Here is a 14,780-nt window from a genome sequence, read left to right as displayed (position 1 = left end):
GCAGGCACTCAGCGCAGCCGCACCCGACATTGGTCGTCCGGAGGCGACGACACCAATCCGGCCGAGGAGGCACCCCGGCACGGCCCCGCCCCCACGGACACCGAGGGCGCACACGCGGCGGAAGCCAGGCAGCGCCTGACGGTCTCGGCCTGGCTCACGGCCCCCGTGATCGCCCTGTCGATGATCCCGGCCCTCCAGTTCGACAACTGGCAGTGGCTGGCGCTCACCCTGGCCTCCCCCGTCGTGGTCTGGGGCGGCCTCCCCTTCCACCGCGCCGCCTGGACGAACCTCCGCCACGGCGCCGCCACCATGGACACCCTCGTCTCCCTGGGCACCCTCGCCGCATACGGCTGGTCCCTCTGGGCCCTCTTCCTGGGCGACGCGGCTGCCACGCCAGGCGCCATGGCGACCACCCCGATCTACCTAGAGGTGGCATCAGGGGTCGTCACGTTCATCCTCGTGGGCCGCTACCTCGAAGCCAGAGCCAAGCGCAGCGCAGGCGCCGCACTCCGCGCCCTGCTCGAACTCGGCGCGAAGACCGTCACCCTGCTCAAACCGGACGGCACCGAGGTCCAGGCCCCGGCGACCGACCTCCACCCCGGCGACCACTTCGTCGTACGCCCCGGAGAGAAGATCGCCACGGACGGCACGATCGTCCAGGGCACGTCGGCGATCGACGCCTCGATCCTCACCGGGGAGTCCCTCCCCGAGGACGTCACCGTCGGAGACGACGTCACCGGCGCGACCGTCAACGCGGGCGGCCGCCTGGTCATCCGGGCCACCCACGTGGGCGCCGACACCCAACTCGCCCGTATGGCCCGCCTGATCGAGGACGCCCAGACCGGCAAGGCCCGGATCCAGCGCCTCGCCGACCGGGTCTCCGCGGTCTTCGTCCCCGCCGTCCTCGTGATCGCCGTGGCCACCCTGCTCGTACGGATCCTCGTCACGGGCGACACCACGGCGGCGTTCACCTCGGCCGTGGCGGTCCTGATCATCGCCTGCCCGTGCGCACTGGGCCTGGCCACACCGACGGCACTCATGGTCGGCACCGGCCGCGGCGCCCAACTCGGCATCCTCATCAAGGGCCCCGAGGTCCTGGAGTCGACGCGCACGGTGGACACGATCGTCCTGGACAAAACAGGCACGGTGACCACAGGCCGCATGACACTCCTCGCGATCCACCCCACCCACGACACAAACGAAAAGGACCTCCTCCGCCTGACAGGAGCCCTGGAGCACGCCTCCGAACACCCCGTGGCCCGAGCCATCGCGAAGGCGGCGGCGGACCAGGCGGCCGGCGGGGAGCTCCCGCCGGTCACGGACTTCACGAGCATCCCCGGCCTGGGCGTACGCGGCACGGTCGAGGGCCACAAGGTCCTCGCAGGCCGCCCCCGCCTCCTCACGGACGCCGGCGTCGCACTCCCCGCGACCGTCACCGAGGCCCTGCACGCAGCGGAGGCAACCGGCGGCACGGCGGTCACGGTCGCCTGGGACGGCACGGTCCGCGGCGTCCTCACGGTCGCCGACACCCCGAAGGACACCAGCGCCGAAGCAGTACGGGAACTCCGCGCCCTGGGCCTGACACCGATGCTCCTCACGGGCGACAACCGCGCCACGGCCGAATCCGTCGCCCAAGCCGTAGGCATCGCCCGGGAGAACGTCATCGCGGAGGTCCTCCCCGAGGAGAAGGTCGACGTCGTACGGCGCCTCCAGGCCGAGGGCCGCGGCGTGGCGATGGTCGGCGACGGGGTCAACGACGCCGCCGCCCTGGCCACGGCCGACCTCGGCCTGGCCATGGGCACCGGCACGGACGCGGCGATCGAGGCGGGCGACCTGACACTCGTCCGCGGGGACCTGCGGGTGGCGGCGGACGCGATCCGGCTCTCCCGGCGCACCCTCGCCACGATCAAGGGCAACCTCTGCTGGGCCTTCGGCTACAACCTCGCCGCGCTGCCGCTGGCCGCCGCGGGGCTGCTGAACCCGATGATCGCGGGTGCCGCGATGGCGTTCTCATCGGTCTTCGTCGTGACCAATAGTCTCCGTCTGCGCAAATTCACCTAGTAGGCCCTGGACCTCCACACAATCCACACGGCACAATTGCAGCACTCTCACGCAAGGGGCCGGGATCCACAGATCGGGCCTCTTGCGTACACACGGGACATATGCAAGAGACGCAGATCACATTGATCTGAACGTAACCCTTCGTGGGTCTCGTGAGTCTAAGGAGCGACACAGGAAAGTCTTGGGGGACGTTCCCGTGTCGAGCGGGACCGTCTTGGGGGACGGCCCCGACTGCGTTGGCCGGGGCACGTGCACCGGGGAGCTTGAGCGGCCCACCCGTGCGTACGTGTTCCGGCGGCCGACGCGCCACAGACGCCCGGACGGATCCCGTGGGGGGAATCCGCACCGGGAAAAGGAAAGCGCCCCGACTGTCGGCCCGTGGGGGGACCGACAGCGGGGCGCTTTCTCTTGATCCGCTACCGCATCAAGGCGCTACCGCACTCGACGGAGTCGCTCAGCGCTCCTCGACGGGAATGAAGTCCCGCTCGACGACACCGGTGTAGATCTGACGCGGACGCCCGATACGCGATCCGGGCTCCTTGATCATCTCGTGCCACTGGGCGATCCAGCCCGGCAGGCGGCCCAGGGCGAACAGGACCGTGAACATCTCGGTCGGGAAGCCCATGGCCCGGTAGATCAGGCCGGTGTAGAAGTCGACGTTCGGGTAGAGGTTGCGCGAGACGAAGTAGTCGTCGGAGAGCGCGTGCTCCTCCAGCTTCAGCGCGATGTCCAGGAGCTCGTCGGACTTGCCGAGCGCGGAGAGGACGTCGTGCGCGGCAGCCTTGATGATCTTGGCGCGCGGGTCGAACGACTTGTACACCCGGTGGCCGAAGCCCATCAGGCGGACGCCGTCCTCCTTGTTCTTCACCTTGCGGATGAAGGTGTCGACGTCGCCGCCGTTGGCCTGGATGCCCTCGAGCATCTCCAGGACGGACTGGTTGGCGCCGCCGTGCAGCGGGCCCCACAGCGCCGAGATGCCTGCGGAGATCGACGCGAACATGTTGGCCTGCGACGAACCGACCAGGCGCACCGTGGACGTCGAGCAGTTCTGCTCGTGGTCCGCGTGCAGGATGAGCAGCTTGTCGAGGGCGGAGACGACGACCGGGTCAAGGTCGTACTCCTGGGCCGGCACCGAGAACGTCATCCGCAGGAAGTTCTCGACGTAGCCGAGGTCGTTGCGCGGGTAGACGAAGGGGTGGCCGATCGACTTCTTGTACGCGTAGGCCGCGATCGTCGGAAGCTTGGCGAGAAGGCGGATCGTCGACAGGTGACGCTGCTTCTCGTCGAACGGGTTGTGGCTGTCCTGGTAGAAGGTGGACAGCGCCGAGACCACGGACGACAGCATGGCCATCGGGTGGGCGTCGCGCGGGAAGCCCTTGTAGAAGTTCTTGACGTCCTCGTGCAGCAGCGTGTGCTGCGTGATCTCGCTCTTGAAGACCGAGAGCTCGTCGACCGTCGGGAGTTCACCGTTGATCAGCAGGTACGCCACCTCGAGGAAGGTGGAGCGCTCGGCCAGCTGCTCGATCGGGTAGCCGCGGTACCGGAGGATGCCCTGCTCACCGTCGAGGTAGGTGATCGCGGATTTATAGGCGGCGGTGTTGCCGTATCCGCTGTCGAGGGTCACCAGTCCGGTCTGGGCCCGGAGCTTCCCGATGTCGAAGCCCTTGTCGCCGACGGTGCTGTCGATCACCGGGTAGGTGTACTCGCCATCGCCGTACCGCAGTACTACAGAGTTGTCGCTCACGTCTCGTCCCTCACCGACGTAGTGCCTCTTCTTCGAGGTGCCCTGACTGTCTCTACCATCCCCCACTTGGCCCAGCAGAGTGCACTCGGGGTCGACCATTGGGCCTATTGGCGGCACTGAGTGCCGCCAACCTGCTCATCCTGCCCCCTTCGCCCTGGTTCCGGAAGTGGTGTGTGACCTTCGCGACGAATTTGATCGATCAAATCTTTTGAAGGTGGGCACCGGACAACCGGAAAGCGAGCGCCGTACAGCGTCTACCCGCGGAAACCGTGCGCACGGCCTGGGCGAGCGCCTTGCGTGAACCGACGAGGACGACGAGTCGCTTCGCGCGGGTGACCGCCGTGTAGAGGAGGTTGCGCTGGAGCATCATCCACGCGCCCGTCGTGACGGGGATCACCACGCACGGGTACTCGCTGCCCTGCGAACGATGGATGGTGACAGCGTAGGCATGGGCGAGCTCGTCCAGCTCGTCGAAGTCGTACGGAACTTCCTCGTCCTCATCCGTCAGGACGGTGAGCTTCTGCTCGTCGGCGTCGAGGGAGGTGACGACGCCGACCGTGCCGTTGAAGACGCCGTTCGCCCCCTTCTCGTAGTTGTTCCTGATCTGGGTGACCTTGTCGCCGACGCGGAAGACGCGGCCGCCGAACCGCTTCTCGGGCAGCTCGGGGCGGCCCGGCGTGATCGCCTGCTGGAGCAGTCCGTTGAGCGTGCCGGCGCCGGCCGGGCCGCGGTGCATCGGGGCGAGCACCTGGATGTCGCGCCGCGGATCGAGGCCGAACCTGGCCGGGATGCGCCGGGCGGCCACGTCGACGGTGAGCCGGCCCGCCTCCTCCGTGTCCTCCTCCACGAACAGGAAGAAGTCCTTGAGGCCCTGGGTCAGCGGTGGCGTGCCGGAGTTGATCCGGTGGGCGTTCGTGACGACGCCGGACTCCTGGGCCTGGCGGAAGATCCGGGTCAGCCGGACCGCGGGGACGGGGCTGTCCGGCGCCAGCATGTCGCGCAGGACCTCGCCCGCTCCGACGCTCGGCAGCTGGTCCACGTCCCCGACGAAGAGCAGATGGGCGCCCGGCGGCACGGCCTTGACCAGCTTGTTGGCGAGCAGCAGGTCGAGCATGGACGCCTCGTCGACCACGACGAGGTCGGCGTCGAGCGGCCGGTCCTTGTCGTACGCGGCGTCGCCGCCCGGCTTCAGCTCCAGCAGGCGGTGGACGGTCGAGGCCTCCGCGCCGGTCAGCTCGGCGAGCCGCTTGGCGGCCCGGCCGGTGGGCGCGGCGAGGACCACCTTCGCCTTCTTCGCGCGCGCCAGCTCCACGATCGAGCGCACGGTGAACGACTTGCCGCAGCCGGGGCCTCCGGTGAGCACGGCGACCTTCTGGCTCAGCGCGAGCTTGACGGCGTCCTCCTGCTCGGGCGCGAGTGTCGCCCCCGTACGGTCCGCGAGCCAGGCGAGTGCCTTGTCCCAGACGACATCGCGGAACGCGGGCATCCGGTCGTCGCCGGTGCGCAGGAGTCTCAACAGCTGGGCGGAGAGCGAGAGTTCGGCACGGTGGAAGGGGACGAGGTAGACGGCGGTGACGGGCTGTCCGTCCTCCCCCGGCACCTGCTCCCGTACGACGCCGACGTCCCCCGTGTCCTCGTCGGGCAGGGTCAGTTCGGCGAGGCACTCGATGACGAGGCCCGTGTCGACCTGGAGCAGCTTCACCGCGTCGGCGATGAGGCGCTCCTCGGGCAGGAAGCAGTGGCCCTGGTCGGTGGACTGCGACAGGGCGTACTGGAGGCCGGCCTTGACGCGCTCCGGGCTGTCGTGCGGGATGCCGACGGACTGGGCGATGCGGTCGGCGGTGAGGAAGCCGATGCCCCAGACGTCGGAGGCGAGCCGGTACGGCTGGTTCTTCACGACGCCGATGGACGCGTCGCCGTACTTCTTGTAGATCCGTACGGCGATGGACGTCGAGACGCCGACCGTCTGCAGAAACACCATCACCTCCTTGATGGCCTTCTGCTCCTCCCACGCGTCGGCGATCTTCTTGGTGCGCTTGGGGCCGAGGCCCGGCACCTCGATCAGGCGCTTCGGGTCCTGCTCGATGATGTCGAGGGTGTCGATCCCGAAGTGCTGCGTGATCCGGTCGGCGAAGACCGGCCCGATGCCCTTGACCAGGCCGGAGCCGAGGTAGCGGCGGATGCCCTGGATCGTCGCGGGCAGGATCGTCGTGTAGTTCTCGACGGTGAACTGCTTGCCGTACTGCGGATGCGAGCCCCACCGCCCCTCCATCCGCAGCGACTCCCCCGCCTGCGCGCCGAGCAGCGACCCGACGACGGTCAGCAGATCCCCCGCGCCTCTCCCGGTGTCCACGCGCGCGACCGTGTACCCGGTCTCCTCATTGGCGTAGGTGATCCGCTCGAGGACCCCCTCGAGCTGCGCCATCGGCCGCGCCCCGGCAGCCGCCTGCTGCTTCGACATGATCCGACGGTAGCGGTGGGGTCTGACATCGGGACAGCGCCTGGGGCCTGTCCGGCGGATCAGGTCGCATCCCAGGAGCCCGCGCACGTTCGCCAGCGACAAGATCCTCCCCCAGCCTTCGGCCGGGGCCCCTGACAGGCCCTAGGGTTTCCGGATGGACGGGACGCGAGACGTGAGCGGTGTGCCGGTGAGCGTGCGGCGGCTGCTGCCCGATCTGCTGACGGCGGTGGCGCCGGCCGTCGGCGAGCGGATGGTGGGCGTGTGGCTGTACGGGTCCGCGGCGACGGGGTCGTTCGACCGGGGCATCAGCGACGTCGACGTCCTGGTCGGGGTGAGCGGTGAACTCGACCTGGCGGCCGATGAGTTGGATGCCGCGCACCGGCGGGTGCTGCGCGCGCACCTCGCGGCGGCCGCGGCCCTGCCGCCGGGGCACCGCGCGGCGGACCGATGAGTTTTCGCGGGCCGCCGGGTCATACCGACGTACCCCCCAGGCACCCGGCAGACAGGACCCCGTCATGACCACCGTCAAAGGCCCCGCCTTCTACTTCCCCTCCATCGAGAAGAAGTACGGGCAGCCCGTCGCCCACTGGCAGGAGCTGATCCGCTCCTCGCCGCTGACCCGGCACATGGAGCTCGTGACCTGGCTCAAGAGTGAGTACGGGCTCGGGCACGGGCACGCCAACGCGCTGGTGGCGTACACGCTCGCGGAGGACCGCGGCGGGCAGTGAGCGGGGCCGGGCGCGCGCTCGGGGAACTCTCGGGCGGGAACACCCGTTGGGCTGAAGCGCGCGTCGACCGCGCGTGCCGCGAACCGAGGGAGTGACGTGACCGAATCCGCCGCAGCATCCCCCGCCGCCCTGCCCCCGCTCCCGCCACCGGCCGCGCAGGCCGAGCGGCTGATCGAGCTCGGGGTGCACGACATCGCCGGGCTCCCCGCCGACGAGGTGCGGGCCTTCGCCAAGGAGGCCGAGGCGCGGGGCGGTGCCCGGGACGCATTGCTCGTCGTCCACCCCGACCGTGTCCCCGCATCTGCCCTCGCCCCGCTGCTGCGCCTCGGCGACAAGCCCGGGTTCGTCGTCGTCGACATGGCCGACGTGGATCTCTTCGTACCGCTCGACGCGGTCGACGTGCCCGACGCGCCGCTCTATCTCGTCGCCCGGCCCGACCGCGGTGACGACATGGCCAACTGGAGCCCGGACGAAGCGCTGCCCGCCCTCACCGAGCGGGGCCGTACGCCGCTGCTGCTGACCGAGGGCATCCACTGGCTGCTCCACCAGCCCGAGGCCCTGGAGCGCAACCACTGCTTCATGACGATCGGCTCCCGGCTGCCCAAGGCCGACGGCACGCTCGACGCCCGCACCCCGGCGATCTGGATCAGCAACGGCACGGGCCGTGACGGCCGCGAGCGCCGCGGCGCCCCCAAGGTCGGCTGGTGCTGGGCCGGCAACCGGCACACCTGGCTGGGCTTCGCCTCGACGGCCGCCCGTACCGGCGGCCTCGGCTAGGGGCCTGTCGCCCGGATCCCGCCTGCCCCAGGACGCCTGGCACGCACTCTCGCCGCACCGGGCACAAGGCCGAGCACATCCAGTACGAGGCCTTGCACCCGGCACTCCCCCAGCCTTCGGCCGGGGGGACCCCCTGGAGCACGCACCAGACGCCGCGAGGCCGCCCTTCGGGCGACGGAGGGATCTGGGAGACAGGCCCTAGATCCCGCCCATCGGCTCCGGCTCCACCCGCACCGGCGTCCCCCACACCCGCACCACCTCGTAGTCCGTGAACTCGTGCACCAGGCGGTACGCCATCGCCGCGTCGGGGCGGCGGCGCTGGGCCGCCAGGTACAGGTCCGCCTCGCGGCGGTCGTGGCGCGGCGTGCCGCAGAGCTGCCAGACCTGGCCGGTCCACATCTCGGGGATCCAGCGCTGCTGCGGCTGCGGGCGGTCCTCGCGGGTGCCGTAGCGCGACATCACCGCCGCCTGCTGTTCGCCGCGCGGGCGGGCGGGTCCGCCGCCGTACTCCGAGCGGCGGGCCTGCCTGCGGCGCGTCTCGCACAGCAGGCACAGGTCCGGCGCCGACTCGTCGACCGCGCCCTGGGGGTGCTCGGGGCAGCGGGTCGTGGGCGCCGCACCGGCCACCGAGTCGTCGAGCAGCTCCAGGGCGCGCTTCACATCACCGCGCACCTCGTGGAGCTTCGCTTCCGACGTGTCGCCGGTCAGGCCCTCGCCGTGCTCGCCGAGCAGGCGCAGGGCGCGGCCGAGTGCGGTGAGCTGCGCGTGGTTCACAGTTCCTGGCTCCGTTCGTCAGTGTCGTCAGTGTCGTCCACGGGGTTCCGTGACGGGGTTCCGTGCCTGGCGACCCATGCCTCCCACCATGGCACGCCCCACCGACAACACCCCTCGCCTCGCCCCACCCGCATCACGATCCGGTCACGAGAACCGGAACCCCTCTTGCCAGCGCCCCGTGTAATCGATTCCAATCCCTCATGTAATCGATTCCACGCACATGTGCGACCCCGCCGTCGCACATGAGCTCCCGCAGCCACAAGGAGGTGGTCTGTGATGTCGTCGAACGCGAGCATCAAGGACGTCGCCGCCGCGGCCGGCGTCTCGGTCGCGACGGTCTCCCGCGTCCTCAACAGCCATCCGTCCGTCAGCCCGGACGCGCGCACCCGGGTGCTGGCCGCCGTGGAGTCGCTCGGCTACCGGCCCAACGCCGTCGCCCGCTCGCTGCGCACCGACCAGACCCGCACCCTCGGCCTGGTCATCAGCGACGTCCTCAACCCGTACTTCACCGAGCTGGCCCGCTCCGTCGAGGAGGAGGCCCGCGCGCTCGGCTACAGCGTGATCATCGGGAACGCCGACGAGCGCCCCGACCTCCAGGACCACCACGTCCAGAACCTGCTCGACCGGCGCATCGACGGCCTCCTCGTCTCCCCCACCGACGGCGGCTCCCCGCTGATGCTCGACGCCGCCCGCACCGGCACGCCGATGGTCTTCGTCGACCGCTGGATCCCCGGCGTCGACGTGCCCGTCGTGCGCTCCGACGGCCGCGCCGCCATCCGCGACCTCGTCGGCCATCTGCACCGGCTCGGCCACCGCCGGCTCGCGATCATCGCGGGCCCGGCGGCCACGACCACCGGCAGCGAGCGCGTCGACGCCTTCCGCGAGGCCCTCGCCCCGTACGCGATCGAACTCCCCGACGCCTACATCGGGCAGGGCGACTTCCAGGCGGACAGCGGGCGCCGCGTCACGGAGGGGTTCCTGGATCTGCCGGAGCCGCCCGAGGTCGTGTTCGCCGCCGACAACCTGATGGCGCTCGGCGCGCTCGACGCGATCCGCGCGCGCGGCCTGCGCGTCCCGCACGACATCGCGCTCGCCGCCTTCGACGACATCCCCTGGTTCGTGCACACCGACCCGCCCATCACGGCGATCGCCCAGCCGACCAAGGATCTGGGCCGGGCCGCCGTGCGCGCCCTGGTCGACCGCATCGAGGGCCGCACGCCCGCGTCGGTCACCCTCCCCGCCCACCTCGTCGTACGGCACTCGTGCGGCGAGCCCTCTGAACCGCGTACCTCAACGGAGAGGAGCACCCGGTGACACCGGAGAGCAACCCGGAAGCGGAGTTGCTGCGTATCGAAGGGATACGGAAGACCTTCCCCGGCGTGGTCGCGCTCGACAGCGTCGACTTCGATCTGCGCCGCGGCGAGGTGCACGTCCTGCTCGGTGAGAACGGGGCCGGGAAGAGCACGCTGATCAAGATGCTCTCCGGTGCCTACACGCCCGACGAGGGCCGTATCACCGTCGGTGGCGAGCAGGTCCGTATCCATGGTGCGCAGGACGCCGAACGGCTCGGGATCGCGACGATCTACCAGGAGTTCAACCTGGTCCCCGATCTGACCGTCGCCGAGAACATCTTCCTCGGGCGGCAGCCGCGCCGCTTCGGTCTCATCGACCGCAAGAAGATGGACGCCGACGCGGAAGCGCTGCTCGCACGCGTGGGCGTGAACGTCTCGCCCCGCGCGCGTGTGCGCGAACTGGGCATCGCCCGGCTCCAGATGGTCGAGATCGCGAAGGCGCTCAGCCTGGACGCGCGCGTGCTGATCATGGACGAGCCGACCGCCGTGCTGACCTCCGAGGAGGTCGAGAAGCTGTTCGCGATCGTGCGGGCGCTGCGCGAGGACGGTGTCGGCATCGTCTTCATCACGCACCACCTGGAGGAGATCGCCGCGCTCGGTGACCGGGTGACGGTGATCCGCGACGGCCGCAGCGTCGGACAGGTCCCGGCGTCCACGCCCGAGGACGAGCTCGTACGGCTCATGGTGGGCCGCTCGATCGAGCAGCAGTATCCGCGGGAACGGCCGGACACCGGCGGCGCGTTGCTCAAGGTCGAGGGGCTCACGCGCGACGGCGTCTTCCACGACGTGAGCTTCGAGGTGCGGGCCGGTGAGGTCGTCGGCATCGCCGGTCTCGTCGGCGCCGGACGGACCGAGGTCGTCCGCGCGGTCTTCGGGGCCGACCCGTACGACAAGGGATCGGTGGAGGTCGCGGGCACGGCGCTCCCCCGGCACGACGTGAACGCCGCGATGGCCGCCGGTGTCGGGCTGGTGCCCGAGGACCGCAAGGGGCAGGGTCTCGTCCTCGACCAGTCGGTGGAGGAGAACCTCGGGCTCGTCACGATGCGGGCCGCGACCCGCGGCGGCTTCGTCGACCTCAAGGGGCAGCACGTCGCCGCCGAGCGCATCGCGTCCCAACTGGGCGTACGGATGGCGGGACTCGGCCAGCACGTGCGCACGCTCTCCGGCGGCAACCAGCAGAAGGTCGTCATCGGCAAGTGGCTGCTCGCCGACATCAAGGTGCTCATCCTCGACGAGCCGACGCGCGGCATCGACGTCGGGGCCAAGGTCGAGATCTACCAGCTCGTCAACGAGCTGACGGCCGCCGGGCACGCCGTCCTGATGATCTCCAGCGATCTGCCGGAGGTGCTCGGCATGAGCGACCGCGTGCTCGTCATGGCACAAGGGCGGATCGCCGGTGAACTCGACGCCGCCGACGCCACCCAGGACTCCGTGATGGCGCTCGCCGTCAGCACCCCTACCACTGAGAAGACTGAGAAGGAAGCCGGTCATGGCCGCCACTGACACGCTCAAGAGCACGCCGGGCACCAGTGGTGCCGCGTCGCTGCGCAAGCTGCTCCTCGACAACGGCGCGCTGACCGCGCTGATCGTCCTCGTCATCGCCCTGTCGGCGCTCTCCGGGGACTTCCTGACCACCGACAACCTCCTCAACATCGGCGTCCAGGCGGCGGTGACCGCCATCCTCGCCTTCGGTGTCACCTTCGTGATCGTCGCGGCGGGCATCGACCTGTCGGTCGGTTCGGTGGCCGCGCTGTCCGCGACCGTGCTCGCGTGGAGCGCCACCCAGCACGGGGTGCCGGTCGTCCTCGCGCTCGTGCTCGCCGTCGCGACCGGCATCGTCGCCGGTCTCGTCAACGGGTTCCTGATCGCGTACGGGAAGCTGCCGCCGTTCATCGCGACGCTCGCGATGCTGTCGGTGGGCCGCGGTCTCGCCCTGGTCATCTCGGACGGTTCGCCGATCCCGTTCCCCGACTCGGTCTCGCACCTCGGTGACACGCTGGGCGGCTGGCTGCCGGTCCCGGTCCTCGTCATGGTCGTGATGGGGCTGGTCGCCGCCGTGATTCTCGGCCGCACGTACATAGGCCGCGCCATGTACGCGATCGGCGGCAACGAGGAGGCCGCGCGCCTGTCCGGACTCCGGGTCAAGAAGCAGAAGCTCGTCATCTACGCCCTGTCGGGGCTCTTCGCCGCCGCCGCGGGCATCGTGCTCGCCTCCCGGCTCTCCTCCGCGCAGCCGCAGGCCGCCGACGGGTACGAGCTCGACGCCATCGCCGCCGTCGTCATCGGCGGTGCGTCGCTCGCGGGCGGTACGGGCAAGGCGTCCGGCACGCTCATCGGCGCGCTGATCCTCGCGGTGCTCCGCAACGGCCTCAACCTCCTTTCCGTGTCCGCCTTCTGGCAGCAGGTCGTCATCGGCGTGGTCATCGCGCTCGCCGTCCTCCTCGACACGCTGCGGCGCAAGGCGGGAGCGACCCCTGTCGCCTCCGGTGGCGGCGGGAACAAGGGCAGGCAGGCGGCCACGTACGGGCTCGCGGCCGTCGTGACCGTCGCGATCGTCGGTGCCACGTCGTTCCTGCACGGCGGTACGTCGTCGTCGGCGGACAAGCCGAAGGTGGGGCTCTCCCTCTCCACCCTCAACAACCCGTTCTTCGTGCAGATCCGGGCCGGCGCCCAGGCCGAGGCCAAGAAGCTGGGCGTGGATCTGACCGTCACCGACGCGCAGAACGACGCCTCGCAGCAGGCCAACCAGATGCAGAACTTCACCTCGTCGAGCCTCGACGCGATCGTCCTCAACCCGGTCGACTCGGCCGCCGCGAGCAACTCGGTGGCTGCCGCCAACAAGGCCGGCATGCCCGTCGTCGCCGTCGACCGCGGGGTCGAGAAGGCCAAGGTCGCCACGCTCGTCGCCTCCGACAACGTCGAGGGCGGTGTGCTCTCCGCCAGGACGATGGCCGAGAAGCTCGGCGGCAAGGGCAAGATCGTGATCCTCCAGGGACAGCCCGGCACGTCGGCCGCGCGGGAGCGCGCGGCGGGCTTCGAGAAGGGCCTCAAGGAGTACCCGGGCATCAAGGTTGTCGCCCAGCAGCCCGCGGACTTCGACCGCACCAAGGGGCTCGACGTGATGTCGAACCTGCTCCAGGCGCACCCCGGCGTCCAGGGCGTCATCGCGGCCAACGACGAGATGGCGCTCGGCGCGATCAAGGCGCTCGGCTCGAAGGCCGGCACGTCCGTGCCCGTGATCGGCTTCGACGGCGAGGCCGACGGCATCAAGGCGGTCGAGGCGGGCACGATGTACGCCTCGGTGGCGCAGCAGCCGTACGAACTCGGTCAGATCGCCGTGCGGAACGCGCTGAAGGCGACGCAGGACAAGAAGCTCGCCCCCGCGGTGAAGGTGCCGGTGAAGGTCGTGACGTCCAAGAACGCGGCTGCCTTCAAGTAGCGGGGCGCCGGCCCGGGCCCCGTACCCTCTGCGGTGACATTCGAAGAAAGGCACAGCATGAGCACGTATGACCTCCTCGTCGTGGGGTCGGCCAACGCCGACCTGGTGGTGGGCGTCGACCGGCGCCCGGCCGCCGGGGAGACCGTCCTCGGCTCCGACCTGGTGGTCCACCCGGGCGGCAAGGGCGCCAACCAGGCCGTCGCCGCCGCGAAGCTCGGTGCCCGTACGGCACTGCTGGCGCGCGTCGGTGACGACGGGCACGGCAGGCTGCTGCGGGACTCGATGGAGTCGGCCGGCGTGGACACGTCCGGTGTGCTGGTCGGCGGGGCGCCCACGGGCGTCGCGCTGATCACCGTCGACCCGTCCGGGGACAACTCGATCGTGGTGTCGCCGGGTGCCAACGGCCGCCTCACGCCGGACGACGTACGGGCCGCGGGCGAGCTCTTCGCGGGCGCCAGGGTCGTCTCCGTGATGCTGGAGATCCCGCTGGAGTCGGTCGCCGAGGTCGCGCGGTCGGTCGCCGACGGGGCGCGGCTCGTACTGAACCCGTCGCCGCCCGCGCCGCTGCCGGACGAGGTCCTCGCGGCCTGCGACCCGCTGATCGTGAACGAGCACGAGGCCCGCGTGGTCCTCGGAGCGGAGCCCGACGGCGAGCCCGAGGACTGGGCGCGGCAGCTGCTCGCGCTCGGGCCGCGCTCGGTCGTCATCACGCTCGGCGCCGAGGGCGCGCTGGTCGCGGACGCGTCGGGGGCGCAGCGCGTCGCGTCGGTGAAGGTGAAGGCCGTGGACACGACGGGCGCGGGTGACGCGTTCACCGCGGCGCTCGCGTGGCGGCTCGGCACCGGCGAGTCACTCGCCGACGCCGCGGCCTACGCGGCGCGAGTGGGCGCCGCCGCCGTCACGAAGGAGGGCGCGCAGGCGTCGTACCCGACGGCGGACGAGGTCACCGCGCTGTGAAGAAGGCCGGAATACTCAACCGTCATCTGGCGGGCGCGCTGGCCGAGTTGGGCCACGGGGACGGGGTGCTCGTGTGCGACGCCGGGATGCCGATCCCGGCGGGGCCGCGCGTCGTCGACCTCGCGTTCCGGGCCGGGGTGCCGTCGTTCGCGGAGGTGCTCGACGGGCTGCTCGACGAGCTGGTGGTGGAGTCGGGGACCGCGGCCCGCGAGGTGCGCTCCGCGAACCCGTCCGCTGCCGGACTCCTCGACTCCCGGGTGCCGGCGCTCGGCTTCGTCACGCACGAGGAGCTGAAGGCGCTGTCGGGGTCGGCGCGTCTTGTCGTACGGACCGGGGAGGCGCGGCCGTACGCGAACGTGCTGCTGCGCTGCGGGGTCTTTTTCTGAGCGGGCTCGCTGGAAGTGCTACGAGGGCCCGGTCCGCGGACCGGGCCCTCGACGCTTCCCCTCCTCGTCAGAACTTCCTCGATCCCCCCAGATCCCCCTCC

The 14,780-nt window shown here is 70.8% G+C and carries 12 protein-coding genes; 9 read left to right on the top strand and 3 right to left on the bottom strand.

Annotated features, from left to right (window positions below; translation table 11 throughout):
* The coding region (locus AB0L37_RS36680) for a copper-translocating P-type ATPase (protein ID WP_365515894.1) at positions 1-2,061 on the top strand (2,061 nt) is incomplete at its 5' end.
* A 454-nt stretch (positions 2,062-2,515) separates the two neighbouring features.
* Here the strand turns inward: AB0L37_RS36680 and AB0L37_RS36675 are convergent.
* Together AB0L37_RS36675 and AB0L37_RS36670 are read right to left on the bottom strand one after the other, a co-directional pair.
* Positions 2,516-3,805, bottom strand: coding sequence for a citrate synthase (locus AB0L37_RS36675; RefSeq protein WP_365515891.1), 1,290 nt, complete (start codon positions 3,803-3,805; stop codon positions 2,516-2,518).
* A 199-nt stretch (positions 3,806-4,004) separates the two neighbouring features.
* A complete protein-coding gene (locus tag AB0L37_RS36670) occupies positions 4,005-6,266 on the bottom strand; it encodes an ATP-dependent RecD-like DNA helicase (RefSeq protein ID WP_365515888.1) in 2,262 nt (753 codons plus the stop codon).
* A 154-nt stretch (positions 6,267-6,420) separates the two neighbouring features.
* Here AB0L37_RS36670 and AB0L37_RS36665 point away from each other — a divergent pair, with 154 nt between their 5' ends.
* From AB0L37_RS36665 to AB0L37_RS36655, 3 genes are all read left to right on the top strand, one after another.
* On the top strand, positions 6,421-6,717 hold the full coding sequence (locus AB0L37_RS36665; protein WP_365515885.1) for a nucleotidyltransferase domain-containing protein: 297 nt from the start codon (positions 6,421-6,423) through the stop codon (positions 6,715-6,717).
* 64 nt (positions 6,718-6,781) lie between these two features.
* On the top strand, positions 6,782-6,994 hold the full coding sequence (locus AB0L37_RS36660) for a DUF4287 domain-containing protein (RefSeq protein ID WP_365515882.1): 213 nt from the start codon (positions 6,782-6,784) through the stop codon (positions 6,992-6,994).
* A gap of 96 nt (positions 6,995-7,090) precedes the next feature.
* Positions 7,091-7,771, top strand: coding sequence for a DUF5701 family protein (locus AB0L37_RS36655; RefSeq protein ID WP_365515879.1), 681 nt, complete (start codon positions 7,091-7,093; stop codon positions 7,769-7,771).
* Between the two features lie 198 nt (positions 7,772-7,969).
* Here the strand turns inward: AB0L37_RS36655 and AB0L37_RS36650 are convergent, their stop codons facing one another.
* On the bottom strand, positions 7,970-8,545 hold the full coding sequence (locus AB0L37_RS36650) for a hypothetical protein (protein ID WP_365515876.1): 576 nt from the start codon (positions 8,543-8,545) through the stop codon (positions 7,970-7,972).
* A gap of 276 nt (positions 8,546-8,821) precedes the next feature.
* Between AB0L37_RS36650 and AB0L37_RS36645 the strand changes: the two genes are divergently transcribed.
* The 5 genes from AB0L37_RS36645 to rbsD are packed head-to-tail and all read left to right on the top strand — an operon-like array spanning position 8,822 to position 14,679.
* A complete protein-coding gene (locus AB0L37_RS36645) occupies positions 8,822-9,859 on the top strand; it encodes a LacI family DNA-binding transcriptional regulator (RefSeq protein ID WP_365515873.1) in 1,038 nt (345 codons plus the stop codon).
* On the top strand, positions 9,856-11,400 hold the full coding sequence (locus AB0L37_RS36640; protein ID WP_365515871.1) for a sugar ABC transporter ATP-binding protein: 1,545 nt from the start codon (positions 9,856-9,858) through the stop codon (positions 11,398-11,400). The genes AB0L37_RS36645 and AB0L37_RS36640 overlap by 4 nt, the downstream gene beginning before the upstream one ends.
* On the top strand, positions 11,387-13,336 hold the full coding sequence (locus tag AB0L37_RS36635) for a substrate-binding domain-containing protein (RefSeq protein WP_365515868.1): 1,950 nt from the start codon (positions 11,387-11,389) through the stop codon (positions 13,334-13,336). Before AB0L37_RS36640 ends, AB0L37_RS36635 begins: the two co-directional genes overlap by 14 nt.
* A 57-nt stretch (positions 13,337-13,393) precedes the next feature.
* Complete coding sequence (locus tag AB0L37_RS36630) at positions 13,394-14,293, top strand: ribokinase (protein WP_365515866.1); 900 nt, start codon at positions 13,394-13,396, stop codon at positions 14,291-14,293.
* Positions 14,290-14,679 (top strand): D-ribose pyranase, encoded by a 390-nt coding sequence (rbsD, locus tag AB0L37_RS36625; protein ID WP_365515863.1) that lies wholly within the window; start codon positions 14,290-14,292, stop codon positions 14,677-14,679. The genes AB0L37_RS36630 and rbsD overlap by 4 nt, the downstream gene beginning before the upstream one ends.
* Positions 14,680-14,780 lie beyond the last annotated feature (101 nt).

The sequence above is a fragment of the Streptomyces sp. NPDC052225 genome (assembly GCF_040679615.1).
Lineage (GTDB): Bacteria > Actinomycetota > Actinomycetes > Streptomycetales > Streptomycetaceae > Streptomyces.
This window is presented reverse-complemented; position numbering and strand designations above follow the sequence as displayed.